Source organism: Avibacterium endocarditidis, assembly GCF_965138825.1.
Taxonomy (GTDB): Bacteria; Pseudomonadota; Gammaproteobacteria; order Enterobacterales; family Pasteurellaceae; genus Avibacterium; species Avibacterium endocarditidis.
Genome location: NZ_CBCSDH010000007.1, coordinates 62,461 through 88,627, shown reverse-complemented (window position 1 = coordinate 88,627; position 26,167 = coordinate 62,461). Strand labels below are relative to the sequence as shown.

Sequence of the window (26,167 nt, the reverse complement as noted above, 5' to 3'; positions counted from 1 at the left end):
TTAGCGCTGCTTTTTCTATGCGAGAAAGTAAGGTTAAAAAACAAAACTTAAATTAAATTGTAATTCAGTTTGCTTATAAGAATAAAGCCAATCTACATTACTACGATTATGTGTTCTTTTAACGATTACATTAGGTGTTACCCTTCTATAAAACACATTGGGAAAAGCCAAAATCGCTTGATAAATGAATTGATTATCTTTTCTTTGCGTTTCTAAAATAGCATTGTGCTGCAAATAGCGGGTATTTTTTATCGAAGCAAGTAAGGTCAGATTTATTTTGTCATTAAATTGATGATAAAGTCCGAATCTCGCCCCAAGCATTTGATAGCCATTTGTTTTATCTTTAACTTTGCGGTATATCCCATCTACTCCCGTAAATAATGTAGTGTTATTGGTAGGCGTGTAATACCAGCTGGCATATAAAGAAGAAATGTCCGCTTTATCTATCGCACTGTAACCAGCGTTATAAAACAAATGTTTTTGTTCAAATTGCACATTGAGAAAATGTTTTTTAAAAAGAGATTGCATCCATTCTAAATGCCCCCCAAAAGCGTGATAATAACGCTGATTGGCATACCATTCATATTCAAAAAGTGGAGCAATAATGAGCTCTTTTTTCGCATTTTGAAAAGCATATCCAATATAAGTTTTAAATGTGGTATCATTATATTGTCGAGCCGTTGGATAATATTGTCCTTCACTATTGAAATAAATATTTATTCCGTGATGTCCCATTAAATTAAATTTTTTATTTAAGCTGAGTTCATATCCCCAACCTTTTGCGTTAATCGCTTTAGGGGCCGCACGTTCAACGACGCAAGTTGTGCCAGAAAATAACAGACAGCGATAATGTTCTGAGGATTGATTGATATTTTTTTGATAGCGATACCCCACACGTAATCCACCGTGCCATTGCTCTCGCTCTTTTAAAATTTGTAAATATTCCTTTAATAATGTGCTCACTTCATTGGGTAATGGCATTTGAACAAACTGAGAAAACAGTTTACTGGCTTCTTTATTCTTTTTATTTTCAAATAGAATGCGTGCTAAATCTAATTGTCCCCGTAAAAAATCAGGTTCAGATTGTAATAATTTTTGATATTCAGTTTCCGCCTTAGCTAACTCTCCACGTTGACGGGCGAGTGCTCCTTGAGCAAACCATACAAGTTCTTTTTTATGTTGGGGAAATTGGCGATATTGCAGTAAAAATTTTTCTGCATAATGCCAAAGTTGCTGATTTACCGCAATATAAAGGGCTTGCCCGACATCGGCTTCAGTATTTGCCACAGAAAAAGATTGTCCATCTAAGGTGATTTCATTTTCTTGCTGGTTTGCGGTAGTGAATAATGCTGCTTCTTTTTGTTGTTGATTGATTTTTTGTTGCGAGTCTTGCCATAGTTGCAGAGATTGTTCTGCATTTTCATCTGCATAGCTTGGCAAAGCTGTAAGAAAGGCAACGCCCAACAAAATTAAAACATATTTTTTCATAGGCTATAACATCTAATATAAATAGGAAAAAGGGGGAAGGCCCCCTATGAATTTATTTATTTTTGCTACCACCAAAGGCAGTGTCATATTTGTGATCTGTAAATTTAGCATAACCTGCTAACGTCGCAGCATCTTTACCAAAGAAATGTCCTTGGCTTGTTCCATCAACTACGCCATTTGCTTTGGCAGAACCTGAGAAACTAGCATCTGATTTTATTTTGGCATTAACTTCTACTGTTAAATCTTGACGTGAAATATCCCCTTTTAAGGTTTTATTTCTAAAGTCAGCGGTAAACTGCCCTTTTAACACCCCTTTATTAAGATCATTGTTGTTATTGATACCTGTTACAGTATAAGTGGCTTTACCACCTTTTGGTAAGGCAACGGTTTTATCATTTCCCGCATAATACACCACGCGATCTTTTGTCGCATCGGCATCACGCGCCACCCATTCGCCATAATACAGCTCTTGCTCACCCACTTTTTTGAACGCAAAGTTGCCAAGTTTATTATGGAATCCAGGTACCCAGCTTGGCATATTGTTCATTTTGAGCACAACTACGCCATCATTATCAATACCACCAAAAGCACGCATCCATTGGGTGTTTTTGGTAATTTTAGTTAAGGATTTAAAGCTCGTCACTTTAGAGCTGACACCTTTAACTTCCACACCAGGTAACCCTCCTTCATCAGAATGGAACCAACCATTATGTGCAGCAGATTCGTTGGATACCAATAATCCAGCATTACCATTAGAAATGCCTGAAGTGACGGCTCCTTGAGCAGTGAGGCAAGCCAATAAGGTCACACTAAGTGCGGTCATTTTTAAAGAAATATTTTTCATACTCTTTTCCTTTTTGAGAATGGGGATGTTCCCCGTTTTATTGGCATCATTACGATGCATTTTGGTCATTTCCCTGTTGTGTGAGAGCGAAGGGAAATGACCGCCTTTTTAATCCCAGCCAAAGCTGAAATTAAAATTTCGCCGTTAACCTCAATTTAAATGTCCGTCCTGGTGCAGGGATCATTGAACGTGTCATTGGGTCAAGATAATAACGATCGGTTAAATTGGTGCCCGTGAATTCGACGGTTAAATTCGGTGAAAATTGATATTTAATATAAGCATCTACCACTAATACGGGTTGCCAATACATCGGTCTGTTCCAACCTAAGTCAATTTTTTCATTTGTAGAGAGGCTTTCATTGAGTTCAAATAATCTTGCTTCTTGTTTATTGACCGCTTTACTGTGGTAAAGCCAACGGCTACCAATTTCTAATTTACGATCAAAGAAACGTCCACCGAGATTAGCGGTAATGGAATATTTAGGTTGTAATTGGGTGCGTAAATAACCCCAAGGGAAGCCACCAGTCATACAATGTGGCACGCGCATTGCGATAGGATCCATTTCCACTGCCATATCCGCATCACAGACTTTATTTTTAAGGTTATAAGCTATACCTAAATCAGCAAAATAATCACTGTTATCATAGCGGGCTTGAAGTTCTATGCCATCAACAACCCGTTTATCTAATTGAACAAAACGGAAATCTGTATTACGGTCGATGACATTTTTAGTGACATTGTGATAATAGCTGAGTTTTACATCTGCTTTGGTTGGTGTATTAAATAAGGAGCTAAAATCATAGGAATAGCCCACCTCAATATTTTTAGCGCGCTCAGGTTTTAAGCGGGCATCTTTGAAACGGGCATTGGTATCAGCACTGGCGGAAAAACCAACAGTATCTTCAAAAATACTTGGCATACGAGCATATTGCGTATAACGAAGATACACTCTGGAATTATCCGTTAAAAATGCCGTTGCAGAAAAAGCAGGAGCAAAAGCGTGAGCACGACGTTTTTCCACTTTTTTTAATTTATCGCTTTCTTTTAAATCTACATAATGGTGCCCTAAGCTAATATTTGTATATTTATCTGTAACATCACCTGTCACTGGATGAATCACTTTTTCATTTTTTAATGTTCCGTTATAAAAAGGGTTATCTTCTTTATGTAAACGCCCATCAGAATGATAAAGCCATTCAACTTGATGATCTTTTATAGTTCCATCATCATCTATTATTCCGTATTTCTCTTCCATTTTTGTGAGTGGAGAAAAATAGTTGTCCCAGCATTTCTCATCGTCATCATCACAGCCGTTGGAATCCATATTTTGACTATCATAAAGCTCATTTTCTACTTTTTTATACGCCAAATAGATATCTTTATCTACCACTATGTCATATTTAAAGCTTTTTCCTATGGAAATTTGTCTAGGGCGAGTTGGATTATCTTCATAAGGTTTATAAAGTCCCCCTGATTTAACCAATCTATCTAAATAATCATCATAAGACCAATATTCATTATAACGAGCCCCAGCGGTCAGCATTAACCAATTAGTTGGGCGATAGTTAAAATTAAAGGCGATATCCCACTCTTGACGGCGCCCCATTCTTGCAGGACTTTCATAGGTGCTATTTGGGTTAGGTTTTGATTTTAGGTGATCACTGGTGAGACGTTCTTTTTGAAATGAGCCAGAAAGGGTTAAATCCAATTTATCGGTTAAATGCATTTGATTGCTGAGGTTAAATCCTCTTCTTGTATTATACGCATTAGATTGTGCTGCATTGACAAAATTATATTTACCATTGGTATTCGGGTGCGTTTTGCTCCATTCCGCATGTTCGGCTTTCATACAATTTAAATCAAATTGATTCATAAACTCATCTGGCGTGGAGTTAGCAAGATCCTCCTCACTCATTGGTCTATAGCATTTTTGCATTGCAATCCCCATAAATTCATTATCTAGCTCATTTGGTTCCCGTGGATTACCGCCAGAGGTATTGGTATCGCTAATGGTGCGTGTGTACCATATCCCCGCTTTTAAATTAATCAATGGGTTATCGGGGTTGTAATGATAATCAGCATTAAAGGCGTGCTGTGTCACTGTAGCTAAAGGCCATTGAGGCACACGGTCATAAAATTTCGAAAAATCTAAACGAGAAGGCATAATCTCACCATAAGTCATTTTAGTATGGCGATAGCCCAGTTTGAGTTCTTGTTTATCCGTAAACCGCCAAGTGTTCTTTAGTAAATAAGACTCCATTGTACTCGAGGTATTCGGGATTTCGGTATGGGGGCGATAAATCGAGGCAGCAAAAGGTAAATTCGGCTCCATTTGTTTTAACTCACGTCCCGATTTTTCATCAAGGCTCCCTTCGTAACGATGAGAACCACCTTGCCCAGATAGATAATTGCCCTTACTGCGATAACTATAAGCGGCTAGCAGATCAAATTTTTCTTCACGTAACCCAACAGCTAAACGCATGGCATTATCTTTGCCCCATTCTCCTTTAGTTTTAGGCTTAACCAAGGTAGTAGGAAGAAAATCCCCAGGAAAAGGATCATACATACGAGAGTCTTCACCTAAATGCAGGTTATTAGGATGTTCTTTTACTGAGTTATTGCTGGTCTCAAGTTTTAATTCAGTACTGATTTTTTGATTGGGCGCCACAATATCATCAACATCAATAGTACGCATTTTAACCGTCCCACCAATGCCACTTGCCGTTCCTGCCGCTAACGCTGGCCCTTTTTCAAGGGTAATGCCACCAATTAAATTCGGATCAAGATAATTTCGATTATTTGCCCCGTTATAACCGCGCCAAGTTGTAATCGCCTGCTCTGTGCCATCAATCGTTACAGGAATACGCCCTTGTCCTTGCACGCCACGAATATTTGGATCAACGGCACCACTATTGCGTGCATCACCACTGTACACCCCATTAAAAGCTTGAAACAGATCCGCAGGAGCTGCCCCTTTATAGCGTTCCACGGTTTCTTTATCAGAATACATATTGGTGATATTATGAAGATAAACCTCATCTTTTTTCTGCTCCGCTTGAACTTCAGCGTTGCTTTTAACGACAATCGTATCCAATTCTGCTGCATTCGTGACGGTATTTAGGCAGGCGGATAACGCCAAGGATACATAGCATTTTTGAAATTTCATTATTAACCCCCTAATACAAATAAAAATGATTCGCATTAAAATATGGATAATAAATAATAATATTTCAAAATACAAATAAATACTGAAAAATAGTTATAAATTCGTTAGTGACTATTGACACTTGCAAATTATCGCCTTGATTTGTCGCCTTTCTGCACAATTAATAGACCTAGGTCAAAACAATTAAAAAAATTCCTTTTTGTATAAAAATTATGCTTTGCAAATAACAGAAAAGTGCGTATTATAGCACGCCTTGCCCATTGGGGCTGGCGATAGATTGTGTGTTAAAAGGTAGTAACTTGTTAGGGGTAGCGCAGTGCGAATTGGTGATTATCAATTAAAAAACCGTATTTTGCTTGCGCCAATGGCAGGGATTACCGACCAACCTTTTAGACGCCTTTGTGCGAACTATGGGGCAGGATTGACCTTTTCAGAAATGATGGCAAGCAATCCGCGCGTATGGCATACAGAAAAATCGAAACAACGTCTTGCTTATCATCAAGATGTAGGCATTAACGCTGTGCAAATTGCTGGATCTGATCCGCAGGAAATGGCACAAGCCGCGCAAGTGAATGTGGGCTATGGGGCAGAAATTATTGACATCAATATGGGCTGTCCTGCAAAGAAGGTAAATCGTAAATTGGCAGGTTCTGCCCTTTTACAATATCCTGATTTAGTGCAACAAATTCTTGAAGCAGTGGTGCGTGCTGTGGACGTGCCTGTAACACTAAAAATTAGAACAGGCTGGGATCGACAAAATCGAAACTGCGTGGAAATCGCGAAAATTGCCGAACAAGCAGGTGTACAAGCGCTCACCATTCACGGGCGAACTCGTGAATGTTTATTTGAGGGCGAAGCCGAGTACGACAACATTAAAGCGGTGAAACAGCAGGTTTCTATTCCAGTGATTGCCAATGGTGATATTACATCGGCACAAAAAGCCCAAGCGGTGCTTGATTACACCGGTGCTGATGCAATAATGATTGGGCGTGGTGCGCTAGGTCAGCCGTGGATTTTTCAATCTGTGGCTGGGCTAGTGGAAAACGGCTCAACAACTTCAACACCAAGTTTACAAGAAAAGTGCGGTGTTATTTTGCGACATATTCAAGAACTTCACCAATTTTATGGCGAAGAAAAGGGGTATCGCATTGCACGCAAGCACGTTGCTTGGTATTTACAGGGAATTCAACCTAATTCCAGTTTTAGACAGACTTTTAATGCCATTACCAATGCGAAAGCGCAAATAACGGCATTGGAAGAATTTTTTAATTTGATTTTATTGGATAAAGACAACAATGTTAGAACAACAACGTAATCCAGCTGAAGCTCTGACTGTTTCAGTATTAAATTCACAATCTCAAGTAACAAACAAACCACTTCGTGATTCTGTGAAACAAGCGATCAGAAATTATTTAGCTCAATTAGATGGTCAAGATGTGGACGATCTTTATGAATTAGTTTTATCGGAAGTTGAACACCCTATGCTCGATATGATTATGCAATATACTCGCGGTAATCAAACTCGTGCAGCAACAATGCTTGGCATTAACCGTGGCACATTACGCAAAAAATTAAAAAAATACGGTATGGGCTGATAATTTCAGATTCTGAATAAAATTACACCGCACTTAATAAATAAAGTGCGGTGTTTTTTTGCGACATTTTTCTCTCTAGAAATAGCGAAGAAAAAGCCGATGATTGCTCATCGGCTTTATTTAATAAAACTTTTCACCGCACCTTAGTTGTACAGTGATGCCCTCATTATTCTGATTTCAAGCGATGTAAAAAGGCTTTGGTACGTTCGTGTTTAGGGTGAGCGAACAATTCTTGCGGTGAGCCTTGTTCCACAATCACCCCACCGTCCATTACCACCACCACATCTGCCACATCTAGTGCAAATTTGATTTCGTGGGTAACCACCACCATTGTCCAGCCTTCGTTAGCGAGTTCCTTCATCGTGTTTAACACATCTTGCACTAATTCAGGATCAAGCGCAGAAGTTGGCTCATCAAATAGCATTAGTTCAGGCTGAATGGCAAGGGCGCGAGCAATGCCGACACGCTGTTGCTGGCCGCCTGAAAGTTGGTAAGGGTAAAGATCTTTCTTATCTAACAAGCCCACTTTCGCAAGCAACGCTTCCGCTTCTTGACGCACAATTTTCGCATCGCGCTTTTGCACTTGCACAGGACCTTCCATAATATTTTCCAACGCGGTTTTGTGCGGAAATAGGTTGTATTGTTGGAACACCATTCCTGATTTACGGCGTAATGGCAGGATTTTTTTCTGAATATCAGGGCTGGCAAAATCCACATAAAGCGGATTTTTTTCAGCAAAATCAATCGTGCCTTTTTCGGGTAATTCTAAGGCATTCAAACAACGTAAAAACGTGGTTTTTCCCGAACCAGAAGGCCCCAGAATCACCACCACTTCGCCTTTATGAATATCCAGATCAACCCCTTTTAAAACCGGATTATCAGCAAAGGTTTTATGAATATTGCGTACTTTGATCATTGCCTTCCCCTATCGTGCCACATAGCGATCTAAACGTTTTTCTACCCGCGCTTGAATGATAAACAGCACGAAACAGAAACACCAATACACCAAACCTGCTTCAATATACACAGGCAAGAAATCGTAAGATGAATTGGCAATTTGTTGCGCCACGCGGAACATTTCAGTTACGGTTACCACAGAAGCCAAAGAGGTATCTTTAAACAAGCCGATAAAACTATTGCTCAGCGGCGGAACGGCAACACGGAAAGCTTGCGGGGCAATAATGCGGCGGAAAGTTTGCATATAAGTCATACCGATGGTATAGCCCGCTTCCCATTGTCCTTTCGGCACAGATTGAATGGCCGCACGCACGGTTTCTGAACCGTAAGCCCCCACATTGAGGGAAAAGCCAATAATCGCCGCAGGAATGGGATCGATAAACACGCCCAGCGCTGGCAAGCCGTAAAATACCACAGAAATTTGCACCAACATTGGCGTACCGCGAATAATCGAAATATAGACTTTCGCAATCGCCAACAAAATACGGTGCAACCAGCCATTGACAGGGGTAACGCGTAATAACGCCACGCCCACCGCGATAATCATTCCAAAAAAGAAAGAAACAACAGCAAGCGGTATTGAAACCAATACCGCTGCTTTAACCATTGGGAGAAAACCATTTATCACCAGCTCAGCACGAGCATCGGTCATAAAGGGTAAGGAAGCTAAGAAATTATTTAACACTGATATCTTTACCGAAGAATTGTTCACCAAGTTTTTTCAATGTGCCGTCATTACGAAGTTCTTCAATGGCTGCACTAATTTTCGCCAGTGCTTCCTCGTTGCCTTTATTTACAACGAAGCCCGCCCCCACTTTGTCTGCGGATTCCCAAAATGGTTTTAAGCCTGAATTTGGGTTTTTCTTCAAATAATCCAATAAGGCTAAAGAATCATTAAAGGTTACATCAGCACGTTTTTGTTGAATTAGCAATAAGCCTTGTGCCATTCCATCAATCGGCACAATTTCTGCACCGTATTTCACTGCAAGCTCACCATAGTTTGAGCTGAGGGTTTGTGCTGCTTTTAAGCCTTTCACATCTTCTACTTTGTGAAGACGATTTTCATCTTGGCGAGCCAATAACATCGCACCAGACCAACTATAAGGCTCAGATTTATCAAAGGTTGCTTGGCGTTCTGGGGTGGTGAGTGCCACTTGGTTTGCTACAAGGTCAAAGCGTCCGCCTTTTAAGCCCGCAAGCATTGCGTCCCATTGGGTTTCTTTAAAATCAACAGTTACACCGAGTTTTTCCGCAACGGCACGGGTAACTTCCACATCATAGCCCGTTAATTTACCGCTGGCATCGTGGTAAGTGAAAGGAGCGTAAGTGCCTTCTGTGCCGACGGTAATCGTCCCTTTATTGTTGATACGTTCAATCAAACTTTCCGCTGCAATGGCTTGGGTTGCGGTAGTAATCGCTAAAAGTGCGGTGGAAAAAAATGCTAATTTTTTCAACATAATATTCTCCTTTGAATAGATTTCGTTAAGTGCCAAGCATTGTAAAAGAAACAAAAGGATTTACAAATAACTTAAAGGAATATGTTATAAAAAAGTTAAATATGCAGAATTTCTTTGACTAGCACAATACTTTCAAGCCCACCATTGATCCGCCCAAAACAATCTTTTGAGCGGATTATTTGAGATTAAATAATTCTCGAGAACTGTTGGCGTCTGGCTTGTTGTCTTGAGTAGGTGTCAAAACACAAACAAATATTGCGAATCAGCAAATGTCCAACAGGGGAAACCTGTAATCCTTTTTCGCCAATTTCAATTAAGCCATCTGCGGCAAGGGGCGCGAGCAATTCTAAATCTTCCGCAAAATGGGTTTTGAAATCAATGCCATATTGCTGCTCAAATGGGGCGTAATCCAGTTTGAAGTTGCAAATTAGCTGTTTGATAACATCACGGCGCAAGCAATCTTCTTGGCTCATCACAAAGCCTTTGTGAAGTGCGGTGCCTTTTTGCTCAATATCTGCGTAATAATGTTTTAGCTCTTTTTGATTTTGTGCGTAAGTATCCCCTAACAGGCTAATGGCAGACACACCAAGACCAAGCAAATCGCATTCTTCTTGGGTGGTGTAGCCTTGGAAATTGCGGTGTAGCACGCCATTTTGTTGTGCTATCGCAAGTTCATCATCAGGCTTCGCAAAGTGATCCATTCCAATGAAGCGGTAGCCTGCCCCCTCTAAGGTTTCAATGGTTTTTTGCAAAATGGTGAGCTTGGTTTCAGGTGCAGGCAGCTGATCCTCTTTAATCTTCGCTTGCCCCGCAAAACGGCTTGGCAAATGGGCATAGTTAAACACGCTCAAACGATCAGGGTTTAATTCAATCACTTTTTGCAGGGTGAACATAAAGCTTTCCACATTCTGCAATGGCAACCCATAAATCAAATCCAAATTGGTGGATTGAAAGCCCAAGGCTCTTGCCCGTTCCAATAAGGCTTGAATAAAGTTCTCGTCCTGTTCGCGGTTCACCGCTTTTTGCACCGCTTTGTTAAAATCCTGCACGCCCATACTAATGCGGTTAAAGCCAATTTTACGCAGATGATCGAGGGTTTCCAGCTCAATTTTACGCGGATCCATTTCGATACTAATTTCGGCGTTATCGGCAAAATGAAAATGCTCACGCAACATTGCCATTAAACGGCTGGATTGTTGCTCTGTGAGATAGGTCGGTGTGCCGCCGCCCCAATGCACTTGGGTTACCTTGCGATTGCGGAAAAGTGCGGCGCGATTTTTGATTTCTTTTTCCAAATAATCAAGATAAATATCCGCTTTGTGCTGATGACGCGTAATGATTTTGTTACAGGCGCAGAAATAGCACAATTTATGACAAAACGGGATATGCACATAAAGAGAAAGCGGACGGTCAGGGTAACGCGCTGCTGCCGCTTGGAAATCTTGTTCAGTATAATTTTCGTTAAATTCTAACGCCGTTGGGTAAGAGGTGTAACGCGGCCCAGAATAGTTATATTTTTGAATTAACGTGGAATCCCACATCGTTCCTGTCATTCACTCCCCCTAAAAATTTTTCATATCCAACAATAATTGATCTAATTCCAACGTTATTTTTGCCTCAAGCTCCGCCTCCGCACTCTCACGGGTAAGATCTAAACGCATACGTTCGTTCTTTTTCAATGCGGTTCTCGCTTGATGCGTTGGCATTTCTTTCACCACCTCATAAAGCTCGCCCATCGCGGGATAGCTGGCGATTTTAATGCCTAGCGGATCAAGCAACATTTTGAGGCGAATCACGCCTTCAGAAAGATTACAATCGCCAGTTTGCATTGCCCGAGCGATAATCTCAATACTCTCTTTTAGGCGTTTTACACGCGCCAAGCGTACATTTTCTAACGCCTGTTTTTGGCTTTTTAACGCACGCAATAATTTCACCGCATAAGCGGCCATTCCCACAATAATCAAAAGCCCGAGGGCAAGTAAAAGATAAATCCACATAAATTATTTAAACTGATTAATATCAATGGTTTCAAAAGTGCGGTATAAATCTTCCGCATTTTCTTCTTCATCTTTAATGCCAAGTTCGTCCATTAATTGAGCGATGCGATCAAGGCATTCGTCCACAAAGGCTTGATCTTTGGCATTTAAGGTTTTGCCTGCCTCAAGCTGATCCAACAAATCATTTAAACATTCGTTGTTTTCAAGCTGTTCAAGTTCCACCATAGGATCAAGGGCTTTTGGTTTTGTAACTTCCACAGGCGGAATAGTCATTCCTTTTTCAGGTTTATTGACAAATTCCACCACTAACGGGATTTTTTTACGGCTACCAACGCGGGGATCTTGCACCTGATTTTGCTCCAAGGGTTTATTTTCCCCTTGGCTACTATGACGCGACCCTGCCGCTAAGCCTTTGTGCTTTTTCTTTCTTTTTTCTTCACGGGCTTTGGCATCTAATTCATAACGTGTCAATTTGCGCCCGCGCCCAGCAGGGGCGCTTTGCGCGGGTTTATCCGCCTTGCGTGTTGGCATAATATCCGTAATACGGCGTGTTTTCTTTTGACGGGACATAATTTCTCTACTATTTGGTAAAAATGAATTGGGGAGAATTGTAGCATTAAATCGCCAATTCTCCGCATTATTTCTGTGATTGGTTAGAACGAATTAAAACGGTACATCTGCCGTGAAATCCATTATTTCGCCCGTTAAAGGGTGGCGAATTTGTAAGGATTGTGCGTGCAAACACAAACGTGGCGACATCGCTTTCGCTTGCGGATGAGCGTAAAATTTGTCGCCTAAAATAGGGTGGCCAAGGGCAAGCATATGTAGGCGTAATTGGTGCGAACGCCCCGTAATTGGGGTAAGCTTTACCCTTGTGCTGTTATTGGGGAGGCGTTGTAAAATTTCAAATTTTGTTACCGCACTTTTGCCAAGTTCAAAACAAATCTTTTGTCGCGGGCGGTTTTCCCAATCGCAAATCAGCGGCAAATTCACCGTGCCGCTATCTTGCGCTAAATGCCCCCAAACGAGTGCCTGATAAGATTTCTTCGGCTCACGTTCACGAAACTGGCGCTTGAGTTCTTTATCTGCCAGCTTGCTCATTGCAAACAGCAAAATCCCACTGGTTGCCATATCAAGACGGTGCGCCGGCTCGCAAAAACCATATTTTTCTTTTACGCGCGACATTGCGCTGTCGTAATATTGCGGTTGGTTACCCGGCACGGAAAGCAAACCGCTCGGCTTATTTACCAATAAAATATGGTTGTCGTGATAGATCACATCTAACCAAGGTTCTTGCGGGGGATTGTAATCAATTAATGCCATTATTTACTCTTATTACTGATGACCACACGCAGGCTGTCCAATCGCCACGAGGCATTATGCAAATGCTCAAGAATTTGGCTACGTTGCGTGCTTAATGTGTCAATTTCATCTTGGCGAATGTTTTTATTCACCTGCTTTAACGCCTGCAAACGGGTTAGCTCGCTATCAAGGCATTGCTCCGCCCGCTGTTGGGCCTGTGTGATAAGCTGTTGGGCGGTGTCGCCAATGTGTTTTTCGCCCGCTTGCAATAATTGCTCAATGGCAGGACGCAACATTTTCAGCACTTTGCTTGCCATTTGTTTGCCCATCGGCTTGAGTTGTTTTTGCAACAGCTCAAAGCCCACTTTTTCCGCTAAATTATTGCCCTTGCCATCGATCAGCAATCGCACCGGTGTCGGCGGAAGGAAACGGGTAAGTTGCAAGCCGCGTGGAGCTTGGGCTTCGACAATATAAATCAGCTCAAGCCACAGCGATCCCACTGGCAGATCGTTATTGATGAGCAATGATACGGCAGTTTTGCCAATATCGCCATCGGTAATCAAATCAATGCCGTTGCGAATCATTGGGTGATCCCAAGTGAGAAACTCAACATCTTCGCGCGCCACGGCTAAATTGCGATCAAAGGTTACCGTTAAGCCTTCTTCTTTTAAGCCAGGGAAATCTGACACCAGCATTGTGCCTGTGGGGTGAATAACGATGCTTTTCTCGCCGAGATCTTCTTGCTCCACGCCGATAATATCAAATAAATTTAAGGTAAAATTGATTAATTCGCTTGAGCCGTCTTGCTCCGCAATGGCTGCGGCCAAGGCTTGGGCTTGTTCGCCACCGTTAGAATTAATTTCTAATAGACGATCTCTACCTTGATCAAGCTGCACTTTTAAGGCATCACGCTCGGTTCGGGTCTGAGCAACAAATTCATCAAACGCCGCATTCTGTTCATTATGCTGTAAAAAATCTTGCAATTTTGCACCGCGCTTTTCAAACAAGGTTGCGCCCATCGGACAGGTTTCTTCAAACGCATTCAAGCCTTGATGATACCACTGGGCGAGCAACACTTGCGGGCTGTCAGCAAAGCAAGGGGCGTAAATCTCGATGTCTTGTTTTTGCCCGATGCGATCTAAACGCCCTATGCACTGTTCCAATAAATCGGGATTATCAGGCAAGTTAAACAGCACCAAATGATGAGTGAATTGGAAATTTCGCCCCTCAGAGCCAATGCTTGAGGTGAGCAACACCTGCGCGCCCTCTTCCTGTTGAGCAAAATAAGCCGCGGCTTTATCCCGTTCTACAATAGACATATTTTGATGGAACACCGCACTGCGAATGGCTTCTTTTTCGCGTAAGGCTTTCTCTAGCTGAATGGCGGTTTTGGCTTGATGACAAATCACCAACACTTTTTCTTCGCGGTGAGATTGTAAGAAGTCGATCAGCCATTCCACACGCGGATCAAAATCCCACCAAGCGGCATCAGGGTTCATTTTCTGGAAGATCTGCTCGGGGTAAAATAAATCGCTGGTTTTCACTTCACCAAGCATTTTCAGCACGCCTATCGCATTGCGATATTGCTTTGGCATTGGCAAGGTGATTTCGTGATAATGACGCAATGGGAAGCCTTTCATGCCTTGGCGGGTATTACGAAATAACACACGACTGGTGCCGTGGCGATCGAGCAGATTTTCTACTAAGGTTTCACGCGCTTGCACTTTTTTCTCGCTATGATGAAGATCCGCTAATAATCCGCTAATATCTTGATCAGACAGCAATTCCGCTATATGTTTTTCTTCTTGCGTGCTTAATGGCTGCTCGCTTAACAATCCATTCACAGCTTCAGCCACTGGTTGATAATGCTGCTGTTCTTGCACAAAAGCGCTGTAATCATAAAAGCGATCGGGATCGAGCAATTTCAAGCGTGCAAAATGGCTTTCTTGCCCTAATTGTTCAGGGGTTGCCGTCAGCAATAATACGGTAGGAATATGGCTCGCCAACTGCTCGACAATTTGATAAGCCAAACTTGGCGCTTGTTCCGACCACGCCAAATGATGGGCTTCGTCCACAATAAGCAAATCAAAATCCGCGTTGGCAAGCTGTTCGGCGCGTCTTGGTTTTTGCACCAGCCAATCCAACGCACAAATAATCAGTTGCTCGGTTTTGAATGGATTGCTCGCCACGCCCCCATCAAGCCCATCAAAATCCGCACAACGCTCTTCGTCAAACAAGGAAAAATGCAAATTAAAACGGCGGAGCATTTCCACAAGCCATTGATGTTGCAAGGTTTCTGGCACAATAATCAGCACGCGTTCCGCTTTTTCAGCAAAAAGTTGCTGTTGCAAAATCATACCCGCTTCAATGGTTTTCCCCAGTCCCACTTCATCAGCGAGCAAAACACGCGGAGCAATTCGCTGTCCCACTTCTTTGGCGATGTGCAACTGGTGCGGAATTAAGCCGCCACGAATGCCACGCAACCCGCGTAACGGTGATTGAAATTGGGCTTGACGCTGTTGCAACGCTCGATAACGCAATACAAAATGGCTAGCCCGATCGATTTGCCCCGCAAATAAACGCTCTTGTGGCTTGCTGAAGGTGATTTGCGAGCTGAGTTCCGCCTCTTGCAACATCGCCTCTTGCCCATCTTCTTTTTGCACCAAATAGAACGCCAGCCCATTATGATCTAACACTTCAAGCACCTTGCCCTGCCAGCCCTCTTTATGACGAATTTCATCACCCACTTGAAAAACCACGCGCACTAACGGGGCATTATCTAAGGCATAAATACGAATTTCTTCGGCGGCAGGAAAATTTAGCGTAACCGTACGGTAATTGACTTCCGCAACCACGCCCAAGCCAAGATCATTTTCACTTTCACTAATCCAACGCTGACCAACTATAAAGGACATAAAATTTACTCTTATTATTGTTATAGCTAAATGGCGTATGCTGATAACAAGCCATTTAGCGAAGATTTTATTACGAAAAAGGGCGGCTATTTTAACGATCTTACAGTGAAAAAGAAATGAAAATATATACAACAAAAATACAACATAAATCACAGAATAAAAAGAAAAATGTAGCCTATCCTTGACTTTTTAAAAGTGCGGTGCAAAAATCGCAAGGTTTTTATTTCACTTATTAAGGATAATGCTATGCGTTTTTCTCAAACTCTTAAAAATGAATTTTTTGGCGGCTGGAAACCTTTTGAAGTCGTCTGGCTTTTCTTATTTATTGCTGCACAGCTTTACGCCTATGCACAATCGCCCGTGTCTTGGTTAGAGGCGCTTGCAGGGATTTCAGGTATCTTATGCGTGGTGTTTGTGGGCAAAGGGAAAATCAGTAACTATTTCTTCGGTTTAATTTTTGCTTATAGCTATTTCTATGTGTCGTTAGACAACAAATTTTATGGCGAAATGACCACGACCCTTTATGTTTATATTCCTGCGCAATTTATCGGTTATTTCTTATGGAAAGAAAATATGCGTAACAGCACAGAACAAAGCGAAACGGTAATCGCTAAATTTCTTACCGTAAAAGGTTGGGCCACCCTAATCAGCCTTGTAGTACTGGGTTCTATTGCCTTTATCAGCATTTTAAAAACAACAGACGGCAATTCTATCGGCTTAGATGGCCTCACCACCGTGCTGGTTATTGCAGCACAATTATTGATGATTTTGCGTTATAGCGAACAATGGATCTTATGGATTATCATCAATATCCTTTCTATCATTCTCTGGGCTGACACCCCAGCAATGTATTTAATGTTCGGCGCTTATTTGCTTAACTCGTTATACGGCTATTACAACTGGTCCAAGTTAGCGAAAAATTCGTAAAAAATGACCGCACTTTAAAAATAAAAACTTGGCATAATTGCCAAGTTTTTTTGTTTTTAAAGCTAACGGGAAATTAAGCTACCTCCTCCACATTAACCCAACGCTTTTCCTGACAGGACATTGCAATTGCATCAAGCACTCGAGAAACCTTAAATCCTTCTTCAAAATCAGGATACATTGGCTGATTATTTGTGATGGCATTAATAAGATCACGAATTTCCACCGTTTTTTGATCATTGAAACCAATACCATGTCCAGCGCTTACACAAAAATGCTTATAATCAGGGTGGTGTGGGCCTGTCAGTAAGGTTTTAAAACCTTGCCGTGCTGGTTCATCTGTGTGGAGATACAATTTCAGTTCTGCCATTCTTTCTTGCGTGTAGCTGATTGTGCCTTTTGTTCCTGTGATGACATAACTTAGTCCCATTTTGCGTCCACACGCAATTCGAGAAGTTTCAATTGTCCCCATACAACCATTAGCAAAACGTACGATTGCGGTGGCTTGATCTTCATTTTCAACAGGAAGCTGTTCATTTAAATTTTGCGGGTTAGGGCGCATTTTTATTACCGTTTCCATATCTCCAACCACGCGTTGAATTTGGCTACCTACAAGATATTGCGACATTTGTATAATATGCGCGGAAAGATCGCCTAACGCCCCTAACCCTGCTTTTTCACGAATGCAATGCCAATCTCGTGGTGTATTAGGATCTGCGAGATAATCTTCATTATGCGTTCCATAAAAATGAACAATCTCTCCAATTTCTCCCCGCTCTATGATTTCTTTCGCAAGTTGAGTAGTTGGGTTCTTAATATAATTAAACCCTACAAGGGTTTTTACTCCTGCTTTTTGTGCGGCTTGATACATTAATTTGGCATCTTCTGCAGTTAAAGCAAGAGGCTTTTCCGAATAAACATGTTTACCTTGCTCAATTGCAGCTAATGCAATTTCTTTATGTAAAAAGTTTGGGGTGCAAATATCTACTACATCAATATTGGGATCTTGTACCACATCACGCCAATCTCCTGTAGAACGCTTAAAGCCAAACTCTTTAGCCTTTTGAGCTGCTAACTCAGGTGTGATTTCTGCTAGGTAATCGCATTCTAGCTCCGCGTCTAGCGGAAAAACCGTAGGTGCTTGAGCATAAGCAATAGCATGGCAACGTCCAATATATCCTGTGCCAATTAATCCAATTCTTACTTTTTTCATTTCTTTTTCCTTACGCAAGAAAAAAGAGATTTCCATCGCAGAAATCTCTTTTATTTTTTATTATAAGGTTGGCATACTGAATGCTGCTTGAGAATCCATATTTTGTTCTGGCCAACGTGTTGTCACAGTTTTCATTTTAGTGTAGAAACGCACACCATCTGGACCATACACATTTAATGCCCCAAAAGCTGAACCTTTCCAACCACCAAAGCAATGGAATGCCATCGGAACTGGAATTGGAATATTCACCCCAACCATTCCAGCTTGGACGCGATATGAAAATTCCCGAGCTGCAGCACCGCTATTAGTGAAAATAGCTGCGCCATTACCAAATTGATGGTCATTGATTAAACGCATTGCATCTTCAAAATTTTTCGCACGAACAATGCCAAGCACAGGACCAAAAATCTCTTCTTTATAAATAACCATATCCTCAGTAACATGATCAAATAACGTACCTCCGATAAAGAAACCCTCTTCATAGCCGGCTGGTTTTTTATTACGTCCATCCACGACTAAAGTAGCACCCTCTTCTACACCTTTATCAATATATTTGGTTACGTTGTTGAGGTGTTGCTGCGTAATGAGCGGTCCAAAATCCATTTCTTTTTCGCTTTCTTTTGGAATACCTGGTCCATAACGTAAAGCTTCTACTTTTGGTTTTAGCGCAGCCACTAATTTATCTGCTGTTTCATCGTCAATGGTTACTGCAATTGGTAATGCCATACAACGTTCACCTGCCGCCCCAAAAGCTGCACCGAGTAACGCATCTGCGGTCGCATTAATATCCACATCAGGCATTACCAAACCGTGATTTTTCGCTGCACCAAGTGCTTGTACACGTTTACCATACTCAGAACCAACTTTATGCACATATTCTGCCGCTGTTGTTGAGCCCACAAAACTTATCGCTTTCACACGAGGCTCACGCAATAAAATTTCATTATCATGACGATCTCCATGTACTACATTAAACACACCATCTGGCAAGCCTGCTTCTTTTAATAATTCAGCAAGGCGAATAGAAAGTGAAGGGTCAGTTTTTGCAGGCTTCAAAATAAAGGTATTACCACAAGCTAGTGCAATCGGGAACATCCACATTGGCACCATCGCAGGGAAGTTAAATGGCGTAATACCAACGCAAACTCCCAAAGGTTGCATTGTGGAATGAATATCAATACCTCGCCCTGCTTGCTCCGAGAACTCACCTTTAAGCAAATGCGGAATCCCACAGGCAAATTCAACCACTTCCAAACCACGAGTTAACTCACCACAAGAATCAGAATAAACTTTACCATGTTCCTCAGTGATTAAACGTGCTAATGAATCCCAATCACGCTGTAATAATTCTTTAAACTTAAAGAGCACCCTTGCTCGACGTAATGGCGAAGTCGCAGCCCACTCAGGGAATGCTTTTTGTGCCACCTCAACAGCTTCCAGCACTTCCGCTTCAGTACTCATACGCACTTGGCGAATTTGTTTTCCTGTCGCAGGATTAAAAATTGGCCATACTTTTTCGCCTTGGCTTTCAACCAGTTTTCCATTAATAAAATTTAAAACAGTTTCCATTCTTTGCTCCTTAACCTAAAAGTGAAATGAATGATTCATCTGATTGTGCTTTGCACAAATTTAAGTTGTACACTAGATTAGAATAATGAAATAAATTTTTCAATTCACTTTACCAAATAATGAAATAATTATTTCATTTTTGTGATCTACGTTGGATATTTGATAATTTTTTCTGACAACCTTCCGCTATCTGATCTATGATTTGGACGAAAACTACCTAATTAATTCAATGAGAGGTGAATATGAGCTATTTATTGTCAAAGTCAGCCAAACAAAATCCAGCTCCTAATGGTTTAGTACAGAGAGTAACCCCTAAGAGCGCCAATTGGGAATATGTTGGGTTTGAATGCTATCACTTACAGCCTAATCAAAATTTGAGCTTTGATACAGAAAATACCGAAGTGTGTTTTGTGGTTTTGGCTGGAAAATGCACCATTTCGACAGCAGGGCAAATATTCGAACATATTGGTAACCGCCAATCTCCTTTCGACCGTATTCCGCCTTATTCTCTTTATGTGCCACATCATCACCAAGTTGAAATCCAAGCAGAAACTTATTTAGAATTAGCGGTTTGCCGTGCGCCAAGTGAAGGTAATTTACCAGTACGTTTAATCACACCAGCAGAAGTGGGTGTTGAACAACGTGGATTCGGCAATAATAAACGCCTTGTGCACAATATTCTGCCTGAAACAGAACCCGCTGATGCCTTATTAGTTGTGGAAGTATTTACCGATGAGGGAAACACCAGTTCATTCCCAAGCCATAAACATGATCAAAAAAATAGTGAAACTGAAACTTATTTAGAAGAAACCTATTACCACCGTTTTGAACCCGCTCAAGGATTCTGCTTGCAACGAGTCTATACCAATGATCGAAGCTTAGATGAATGTATGGCAGTCTATGATGGCGATGTAGTGCAAGTGCCAAAAGGCTATCACCCAGTTGCCACTATTGCGGGTTATAACAACTATTATCTCAATGTTATGGCCGGCCCTGTTCGCAAATGGCGGTTTACTTGGGAAAAAGATCACCAATGGATTAACAGCCAGGAGTATGCTGATAAGTTTTTTGAGTAAGAAATATATCACTTTGAAATCAAGTGTGGTGTAAATTTGAGCGGCAGATGAAAAATCACAAATTTTCCACCACACTTTTTCTCTATCTCTTGCCCCTTCTCCCTATTAAATCAATACAAATTATCATTTAGTCAGGTTTAGCCCAATACTGCTATGATTTATGCCAATTAACTCCCTACTAACTAAACTAAGGAAACAAAAATGACTGACAATTCAATCAAAAAATGTCCGGTTACTCACTTAACCACCGATTTTGGTGCGCCGGTGGTGGATAACCAAAACAGTTTAACCGCAGGGCCGCGTGGGCCACTTTTAGCCCAAGATGTGTGGCTGCAAGAAAAATTAGCGAACTTTGTGCGTGAAGTGATTCCTGAACGCCGTATGCACGCGAAAGGTTCTGGTGCATTCGGGACATTCACCGTTACCCACGATATTACCAAATATACCCGAGCGAAAATTTTTAGTGAAATTGGTAAGAAAACGGAAATGTTCGCACGTTTTACCACAGTAGCCGGTGAGCGTGGGGCGGCGGATGCAGAGCGTGATATTCGCGGTTTCGCACTAAAATTTTATACCGAGGAAGGTAACTGGGATATGGTGGGCAACAACACGCCTGTGTTCTTCTTACGTGATCCGCGTAAATTCCCAGATCTTAACAAAGCGGTAAAACGCGATCCACGCACCAATATGCGTTCAGCGACTTACAACTGGGATTTCTGGACATTGTTACCAGAAGCGCTCCATCAAGTAACTATCGTGATGAGCGATCGCGGTATCCCGGCAAGTTATCGTCATATGCACGGCTATGGCTCGCACACTTATAGCTTCATCAATGCGGAAAATGAACGTTTTTGGGTGAAATTCCACTTCCGCACACAGCAAGGCATTAAAAATCTTACCGACGCTGAAGCTGAAGCGATTATCGGTAAAGATCGCGAAAGCCACCAACGTGATTTATATGAAGCCATTGAACGTGGTGATTTCCCGAAATGGACGATGTTTGTGCAAATTATGCCAGAAAAAGACGCGGAAAAAGTGCCTTATCACCCTTTCGATCTCACCAAAGTATGGCCGAAAAAAGATTATCCATTAATTGAAGTAGGTGAGTTTGAACTCAATCGCAATCCAGAAAATTTCTTCTTAGATGTAGAACAATCTGCGTTTGCACCAAGCAATTTAGTACCGGGAATTAGCGTATCACCAGACCGTATGCTACAAGCGCGCTTGTTCAACTATGCAGACGCACAGCGTTACCGTTTAGGCGTGAATTATCAGCAAATCCCTGTAAACCGTGCGCGTTGCCCTGTACACAGTAACCACCGCGATGGTCAAGGACGTGTGGACGCAAACTATGGTAGCCTGCCGCATTATGAGCCAAATAGCTTCAGCCAATGGCAAGAGCAGCCGCAATACAAAGAACCACCATTGAAAATCACTGGTGATGCGGATTTCTGGGATTATCGCGAAGATGATGCAGATTACTTCAGCCAACCTCGCGCGTTGTTCCAGCTAATGACTGAAGAACAAAAGCAAGTGCTTTTTGAAAACACCGCACGCGCCTTGGGCGATGCCCCTGATTTCATCAAGCAACGTCATATCGACAACTGCACCAAGTGCGATCCAGCCTATGGTGAAGGCATTAAGAAAGCGTTAGGTTGGGCATAGTCCTACAATAAAAGCACCTTGTTTTATTGCCCACTAAAAGTTGAATTAAATAATTTAACACAAGGGGGGAGATTAACTAGGTGCTTTTTATTTTCTTGTATCGAATCTCTTCAATAAAATGATTTTTTTATCGTAGGAAAGGTTAATGAAACTGATATTTTCCACGATAATAAACAGGCATTTTTTACTTAATATAAAAAGAATTAATCCGTTGCTTAATATTTTCTTCAAAGAGAAAAATTTACAAAAATTCAACCGCACTTATTTTTTCGTATAAAAATAAGTGCGGTTGAAAATCATTGAATTTTTGTGGGCTACAGAAAATTCTATTTCTAAATATCCACTACAGGCTTAGTTTTCCGTCCAGCGTTTAAAAATAAGCGACGTATTCACTCCGCCAAAGGCGAAGTTATTATTCATCACATAATCTGTGTGAATTTCTCTTGCGGCGTGGCGGATATAATCTAACTCACCACAACGTGGATCGATATTGTCTAGGTTAAGCGTTGGGGCAAACCAGTTATCTCGCATCATTTCAATGGAGAACCAAGATTCTAATGCACCGCACGCACCGAGTGTGTGTCCAAGATAGCTTTTTTGAGAACTAAGCGGTACGTTACCAAATAAAGCGGCGGTGGCAAGGGTTTCTGCAATATCACCTTGTTCTGTGGCGGTGCCGTGTCCATTTACATAGCCAATTTGCTCAGGACGTAAGCCTGCGTCTTTTAAAGCCAATTCCATACAGCGTTGCATCGTTTCTTTTTGCGGACGCGTGATATGGCTACCATCGCTATTTGCGCCATAGCCTACGACTTCCGCTAAGATTGTTGCATTACGCGCTTTCGCGTGTTCAAGTTCTTCTAAGACTAAGATCCCAGCGCCCTCACCAATCACTAAGCCATCACGATCCTGATCATAAGGGCGCGGTGTTTGCTGCGGTTGGTCATTACGACGACTTGCGGCGTAAAGGGAATCAAACACATAAACTTGTGAAGGGCAGAATTCTTCACCGCCTCCAGCTAACATCATTGGGATCATTCCATATTTGATCGCCTCATAGGCATAACCAATGCCTTGGCTGCCTGATGAGCAGGCGCTGGAGGTGGGAATAATGCGTCCGCTTAAGCCAAAGAAAATGCCGATATTTGCCGCTGTGGTATGGGGCATCATTCGCACATAAGTATTGGCACTGCTGGTGTTCGGATAGCCTGCCATCATTAAGCCAAGATCTTGAATATCTTTAGTGCTACCTGATGATGAACCACTTGCTACCCCCATATTGCCATTGAGTACACAAGGATCCAGTTCGCCATTTTGCAATAAACCGGCATTTGTTAGCGCCATTTCAGCAGCATCAACACAAAGCCGAGCCACTTTCCCCATACTGCGTAACTGCTTACGATTCCAATGGCTTGGCGGTGTGTAGTTGTTGATCGGTGCGCCAAGACGAGATTCAATTTCTCCGTCTAACCTGCCCCAATCCATAGTTTGCACCGCATTTTTTTGTTTTGCGAAGGCTTGCTTAATGCTCGCCCAATCACGCCCAAATGCGGTAATACCGCCAACACCTGTTACCACAACTCGTTTCATCATTTGTTCCTTAGCATAATCCGCCATTTACGGCGATCACTTGGCGAGTAATATAGCCTGCTTTTTCATTCATTAAGAAATCTACTGCGTGTGCCACTTCTTCAGGTTCACCCATTCTTGCAGCGGGAATGGCTTTGAGAATCTCTTCAACAGGCACATTTTCGTCTAAAATTTCTGTATTAATTAACCCTGGAGCAACGCAATTTACCGTGATTTTACGTTTTGCTAATTCCACAGCAAGGGCTTTGGCAGCGCCAATAATCCCTGCTTTTGAGGCACTGTAATTCACTTGTCCACGATTTCCAATTAAGCCAGACACGGATGTGATACACACAATTCGCCCTGCTTTTCGGCGGCGGATCATCGGCATCATAATGGGGTGAAGAACATTGTAAAAGCCATCTAAATTAGTACGTAACACAATATCCCAATCTTCATCGGTTAATGCAGGAAAGGCATTATCTCGGGTTAATCCTGCATTGAGCACCACGCCATAGTAAGCCCCAAATTGCTCAACATCAGCCAGTAATTTTTGGGCGGTGTCATCACGATCACTCACATCAAATTGCAAAATGCGTACATGTTGTCCCATTGCTCGAATTTGTTCTGCCACTGCTTGTGCTTCTGCCACTCGACTACGGCAGTGCAATACAATATCAAAGCCTGATTGCGCCAGCTGTAACGCAATGGCTTTGCCAATACCCCGGCTAGAGCCTGTAATTAATACGCTATTTGTCATACTCTTTTCTCTTTTGGTGGACGCAATACATTCAGCGTCCCTTCAATAATCAGTTCATTCGTATTTTTATTTCGCAGTTGGCAATCAAATACGCCAAAGCCAGTGTCATCTTCAAGAGAGCGCTGAATGCGAATTTCTAATGTGCTGCCAACAGGAATATTTTGCTGATAAATATGTAATTTTCTTGTACCAAGCCAATAACCTAGCCCAATAGGCTGACCTGCTCGAACACATTTACAACCCGCCCAAGCCGCAATGCCCTGAGCCATAATTTCAGCCCCTACAAAACTTGCTAGTTTGCCATTTTTTAGCAAAATATGCTCCGCACTTACCTGCGCTTGCGCAATGAGAAAATCTTCTCCAAATTCATCAATTTGTTGTAATAACACCATTTCACCGCTATGTGGCAAAAGTGGTGCAATATGGGTAATCGGGCAGGTTAAATCAAACATCACTTTCTCCCAAAATGATCACCGTATTATTGCCGCCAAAAGCAAAGGAGCTGCTTGCACCAATGCGTTTTCTATGCGTCCAACGGCTGTTATCGTCTGTAATCGCAACTTTTGGTAAGGCAGGATCGGGCTCGCCGTCCCATAATTGTGGAGGCAATTTCCCCTCGGGATTGAAATCAGAATGAATCATTCCCCACAAAATCGCGGCTTCTACTGCGCCGGCAGCGCCTAATGTATGCCCTGTGTAAGGTTTTGTTGTGGTGCAAGGGGTATTTTCACCAAACACATTATGCACTGCTAAAATTTCCATTTGATCGTTATGGATTGTGCCTGTGCCGTGCAAATTGATCCAACCGATTTCATCTGCCACAAGCTGGCTATTTGCTAAAGCGGCACGAAATGCCGCAATCGCTCCCTCCCCCTCGGGGTGTGGGGAAGACATATGATACGCATCACTACTCGCGCCATAACCTAATAATTCCACCGATTGCCCTAAAGGTTGTTTGGACAGCACAAACATTGCTGCGCCCTCGCCAATATTAATCCCTTTACGATTTGCTGAAAGCGGATTCGTTTGGCGATCAGATAACACAGACAAGGATTGAAAGCCCTTAATGGTTAAAGGCGATAAGGTATCCACACCGCCACAAATCACCGCATCACATAGATTATTTTTCAATAATCGTGCCGCACTCATTAAGGCTCTTGCCCCAGACGTGCAAGCGGTGGAAATGCCATAACATAAGCCATTCAAACCATATTGCCACGCGACAAAATCTGCGGGTGCTGAAAAATATTGTTGTTGCTGTTTAAAAGGAACTTTCGACCAATCTTGATGTTCCGCTGCTTGCTTAAATACTTCAATGTTTTCATCTACGCCTGTGGTGGATGTCCCCACCACCACCGCAATGCGATGTTTGCCGAACGTCTGAATGGCTTGCTCAATCTGCGTTTCTAGCTGGGCTAAACAATGCCACAAAAGTTGATTATTACGGCTACGATGTTCGGCAGGAACAGTATCTTGAAAAGGGCGAAGTGGCACATTCACCGCACCATACATTCGAGCATTGTCTGACAGCCCATTTTCGCTAAATGGCGTATCACACAAACTTAATGTAGAAGGTGCGCCTAATAATAAGGTTGAAATATGGGCTGCCAGCCCCTCGCCTAAACTACTTACCACCGCAGGTTGCGATAAATACAATTTACTCACATTAT

Annotated in this window: 22 protein-coding genes; 5 read left to right on the top strand and 17 right to left on the bottom strand. The window is 42.1% G+C overall.

Annotated elements, in window-relative coordinates; genetic code table 11:
• Positions 1–33: 33 nt before the first annotated feature.
• From ACNAV8_RS05665 to ACNAV8_RS05655, 3 genes are all read right to left on the bottom strand, one after another.
• The gene (locus ACNAV8_RS05665; protein ID WP_181022013.1) at positions 34–1,287 is read right to left on the bottom strand and encodes a surface lipoprotein assembly modifier; all 1,254 of its coding nucleotides are present in this window, start codon (positions 1,285–1,287) and stop codon (positions 34–36) included.
• A gap of 253 nt (positions 1,288–1,540) precedes the next feature.
• On the bottom strand, positions 1,541–2,332 hold the full coding sequence (locus tag ACNAV8_RS05660; protein WP_103855174.1) for a Slam-dependent surface lipoprotein: 792 nt from the start codon (positions 2,330–2,332) through the stop codon (positions 1,541–1,543).
• A gap of 130 nt (positions 2,333–2,462) precedes the next feature.
• The gene (locus tag ACNAV8_RS05655; protein ID WP_415777368.1) at positions 2,463–5,498 is read right to left on the bottom strand and encodes a TonB-dependent receptor domain-containing protein; all 3,036 of its coding nucleotides are present in this window, start codon (positions 5,496–5,498) and stop codon (positions 2,463–2,465) included.
• A gap of 316 nt (positions 5,499–5,814) precedes the next feature.
• On the opposite strand from ACNAV8_RS05655, the gene dusB reads away from it, so the two are divergent.
• On the top strand, positions 5,815–6,813 hold the full coding sequence (gene dusB, locus ACNAV8_RS05650; RefSeq protein ID WP_415777367.1) for a tRNA dihydrouridine synthase DusB: 999 nt from the start codon (positions 5,815–5,817) through the stop codon (positions 6,811–6,813).
• Positions 6,794–7,093 (top strand): DNA-binding transcriptional regulator Fis, encoded by a 300-nt coding sequence (gene fis, locus ACNAV8_RS05645; protein WP_103855173.1) that lies wholly within the window; start codon positions 6,794–6,796, stop codon positions 7,091–7,093. Before dusB ends, fis begins: the two co-directional genes overlap by 20 nt.
• 166 nt (positions 7,094–7,259) lie before the next feature.
• On the opposite strand, the gene ACNAV8_RS05640 is transcribed toward fis, so the two are convergent.
• The 8 genes from ACNAV8_RS05640 to rapA form a co-directional block, all read right to left on the bottom strand.
• Positions 7,260–8,009: an amino acid ABC transporter ATP-binding protein gene (locus ACNAV8_RS05640; protein WP_103855172.1), complete on the bottom strand. Its 750-nt coding sequence runs from the start codon at positions 8,007–8,009 to the stop codon at positions 7,260–7,262.
• A gap of 9 nt (positions 8,010–8,018) precedes the next feature.
• Positions 8,019–8,702: an amino acid ABC transporter permease gene (locus ACNAV8_RS05635; protein ID WP_228516272.1), complete on the bottom strand. Its 684-nt coding sequence runs from the start codon at positions 8,700–8,702 to the stop codon at positions 8,019–8,021.
• Between the two features lie 22 nt (positions 8,703–8,724).
• Positions 8,725–9,507: an amino acid ABC transporter substrate-binding protein gene (locus tag ACNAV8_RS05630; RefSeq protein WP_103855170.1), complete on the bottom strand. Its 783-nt coding sequence runs from the start codon at positions 9,505–9,507 to the stop codon at positions 8,725–8,727.
• Positions 9,508–9,692: 185 nt separating this feature from the next.
• Positions 9,693–11,060: an oxygen-independent coproporphyrinogen III oxidase gene (hemN, locus tag ACNAV8_RS05625; RefSeq protein WP_103855169.1), complete on the bottom strand. Its 1,368-nt coding sequence runs from the start codon at positions 11,058–11,060 to the stop codon at positions 9,693–9,695.
• Positions 11,061–11,069: 9 nt separating this feature from the next.
• Positions 11,070–11,504 (bottom strand): DUF2489 domain-containing protein, encoded by a 435-nt coding sequence (locus tag ACNAV8_RS05620; RefSeq protein WP_103855168.1) that lies wholly within the window; start codon positions 11,502–11,504, stop codon positions 11,070–11,072.
• A 3-nt stretch (positions 11,505–11,507) separates the two neighbouring features.
• Complete coding sequence (gene yihI / locus ACNAV8_RS05615) at positions 11,508–12,074, bottom strand: Der GTPase-activating protein YihI (RefSeq protein WP_103855167.1); 567 nt, start codon at positions 12,072–12,074, stop codon at positions 11,508–11,510.
• A gap of 93 nt (positions 12,075–12,167) precedes the next feature.
• Positions 12,168–12,827 carry a bifunctional tRNA pseudouridine(32) synthase/23S rRNA pseudouridine(746) synthase RluA gene (gene rluA / locus ACNAV8_RS05610; protein WP_103855166.1) on the bottom strand — a complete coding sequence of 220 codons (660 nt, stop codon included), beginning with the start codon at positions 12,825–12,827 and terminating at the stop codon, positions 12,168–12,170.
• Positions 12,827–15,721, bottom strand: a complete 2,895-nt coding sequence (rapA, locus tag ACNAV8_RS05605; protein WP_415777366.1) for an RNA polymerase-associated protein RapA — start codon at positions 15,719–15,721, stop codon at positions 12,827–12,829. Before rapA ends, rluA begins: the two co-directional genes overlap by 1 nt.
• 246 nt (positions 15,722–15,967) lie before the next feature.
• Between rapA and pnuC the strand changes: the two genes are divergently transcribed.
• Positions 15,968–16,648 (top strand): nicotinamide riboside transporter PnuC, encoded by a 681-nt coding sequence (gene pnuC, locus ACNAV8_RS05600; RefSeq protein ID WP_103855165.1) that lies wholly within the window; start codon positions 15,968–15,970, stop codon positions 16,646–16,648.
• A gap of 73 nt (positions 16,649–16,721) precedes the next feature.
• Here pnuC and ACNAV8_RS05595 read toward each other — a convergent pair whose 3' ends face one another.
• A complete protein-coding gene (locus ACNAV8_RS05595) occupies positions 16,722–17,858 on the bottom strand; it encodes a Gfo/Idh/MocA family protein (RefSeq protein WP_415777364.1) in 1,137 nt (378 codons plus the stop codon).
• A 60-nt stretch (positions 17,859–17,918) separates the two neighbouring features.
• Positions 17,919–19,427 carry a CoA-acylating methylmalonate-semialdehyde dehydrogenase gene (locus tag ACNAV8_RS05590; protein WP_415777362.1) on the bottom strand — a complete coding sequence of 503 codons (1,509 nt, stop codon included), beginning with the start codon at positions 19,425–19,427 and terminating at the stop codon, positions 17,919–17,921.
• A gap of 242 nt (positions 19,428–19,669) precedes the next feature.
• Between ACNAV8_RS05590 and iolB the strand changes: the two genes are divergently transcribed.
• Positions 19,670–20,503, top strand: coding sequence for a 5-deoxy-glucuronate isomerase (gene iolB, locus ACNAV8_RS05585; RefSeq protein WP_103855163.1), 834 nt, complete (start codon positions 19,670–19,672; stop codon positions 20,501–20,503).
• A 201-nt stretch (positions 20,504–20,704) separates the two neighbouring features.
• Entirely contained in the window at positions 20,705–22,168 is a 1,464-nt protein-coding gene (locus ACNAV8_RS05580; protein ID WP_103853672.1) for a catalase, read from the top strand.
• 351 nt (positions 22,169–22,519) lie between these two features.
• Here ACNAV8_RS05580 and ACNAV8_RS05575 read toward each other — a convergent pair whose 3' ends face one another.
• From ACNAV8_RS05575 to ACNAV8_RS05560, 4 genes are read right to left on the bottom strand one after another with little or no spacing between them, the layout of a single operon-like run.
• Complete coding sequence (locus ACNAV8_RS05575; RefSeq protein WP_219827886.1) at positions 22,520–23,758, bottom strand: beta-ketoacyl-ACP synthase; 1,239 nt, start codon at positions 23,756–23,758, stop codon at positions 22,520–22,522.
• A gap of 10 nt (positions 23,759–23,768) precedes the next feature.
• Complete coding sequence (gene fabG, locus ACNAV8_RS05570; RefSeq protein WP_103855162.1) at positions 23,769–24,497, bottom strand: 3-oxoacyl-ACP reductase FabG; 729 nt, start codon at positions 24,495–24,497, stop codon at positions 23,769–23,771.
• A complete protein-coding gene (locus ACNAV8_RS05565; protein WP_103855161.1) occupies positions 24,494–24,949 on the bottom strand; it encodes an ApeP family dehydratase in 456 nt (151 codons plus the stop codon). The genes fabG and ACNAV8_RS05565 overlap by 4 nt, the downstream gene beginning before the upstream one ends.
• Complete coding sequence (locus tag ACNAV8_RS05560; RefSeq protein WP_103855160.1) at positions 24,942–26,162, bottom strand: beta-ketoacyl-ACP synthase; 1,221 nt, start codon at positions 26,160–26,162, stop codon at positions 24,942–24,944. Before ACNAV8_RS05560 ends, ACNAV8_RS05565 begins: the two co-directional genes overlap by 8 nt.
• Between the last annotated feature and the right edge of the window lie 5 nt (positions 26,163–26,167).

What these genes read in the sequence shown, in the direction of transcription:
- ACNAV8_RS05575 (WP_219827886.1), bottom strand. Translation starts at nt 23,758, where the DNA reads ATGAAACGAGTTGTGGTAACAGGTGTTGGCGGTATTACCGCATTTGGG.
- ACNAV8_RS05640 (WP_103855172.1), bottom strand. Translation starts at nt 8,009, where the DNA reads ATGATCAAAGTACGCAATATTCATAAAACCTTTGCTGATAATCCGGTT.
- ACNAV8_RS05590 (WP_415777362.1), bottom strand. Translation starts at nt 19,427, where the DNA reads ATGGAAACTGTTTTAAATTTTATTAATGGAAAACTGGTTGAAAGCCAA.
- fis (WP_103855173.1), top strand. Translation starts at nt 6,794, where the DNA reads ATGTTAGAACAACAACGTAATCCAGCTGAAGCTCTGACTGTTTCAGTA.
- rluA (WP_103855166.1), bottom strand. Translation starts at nt 12,827, where the DNA reads ATGGCATTAATTGATTACAATCCCCCGCAAGAACCTTGGTTAGATGTG.
- yihI (WP_103855167.1), bottom strand. Translation starts at nt 12,074, where the DNA reads ATGTCCCGTCAAAAGAAAACACGCCGTATTACGGATATTATGCCAACA.
- rapA (WP_415777366.1), bottom strand. Translation starts at nt 15,721, where the DNA reads ATGTCCTTTATAGTTGGTCAGCGTTGGATTAGTGAAAGTGAAAATGAT.
- ACNAV8_RS05655 (WP_415777368.1), bottom strand. Translation starts at nt 5,498, where the DNA reads ATGAAATTTCAAAAATGCTATGTATCCTTGGCGTTATCCGCCTGCCTA.
- pnuC (WP_103855165.1), top strand. Translation starts at nt 15,968, where the DNA reads ATGCGTTTTTCTCAAACTCTTAAAAATGAATTTTTTGGCGGCTGGAAA.
- ACNAV8_RS05595 (WP_415777364.1), bottom strand. Translation starts at nt 17,858, where the DNA reads ATGAAAAAAGTAAGAATTGGATTAATTGGCACAGGATATATTGGACGT.
- ACNAV8_RS05580 (WP_103853672.1), top strand. Translation starts at nt 20,705, where the DNA reads ATGACTGACAATTCAATCAAAAAATGTCCGGTTACTCACTTAACCACC.
- ACNAV8_RS05620 (WP_103855168.1), bottom strand. Translation starts at nt 11,504, where the DNA reads ATGTGGATTTATCTTTTACTTGCCCTCGGGCTTTTGATTATTGTGGGA.
- ACNAV8_RS05565 (WP_103855161.1), bottom strand. Translation starts at nt 24,949, where the DNA reads ATGTTTGATTTAACCTGCCCGATTACCCATATTGCACCACTTTTGCCA.
- hemN (WP_103855169.1), bottom strand. Translation starts at nt 11,060, where the DNA reads ATGACAGGAACGATGTGGGATTCCACGTTAATTCAAAAATATAACTAT.
- ACNAV8_RS05635 (WP_228516272.1), bottom strand. Translation starts at nt 8,702, where the DNA reads ATGACCGATGCTCGTGCTGAGCTGGTGATAAATGGTTTTCTCCCAATG.
- fabG (WP_103855162.1), bottom strand. Translation starts at nt 24,497, where the DNA reads ATGACAAATAGCGTATTAATTACAGGCTCTAGCCGGGGTATTGGCAAA.
- iolB (WP_103855163.1), top strand. Translation starts at nt 19,670, where the DNA reads ATGAGCTATTTATTGTCAAAGTCAGCCAAACAAAATCCAGCTCCTAAT.
- ACNAV8_RS05660 (WP_103855174.1), bottom strand. Translation starts at nt 2,332, where the DNA reads ATGAAAAATATTTCTTTAAAAATGACCGCACTTAGTGTGACCTTATTG.
- ACNAV8_RS05630 (WP_103855170.1), bottom strand. Translation starts at nt 9,507, where the DNA reads ATGTTGAAAAAATTAGCATTTTTTTCCACCGCACTTTTAGCGATTACT.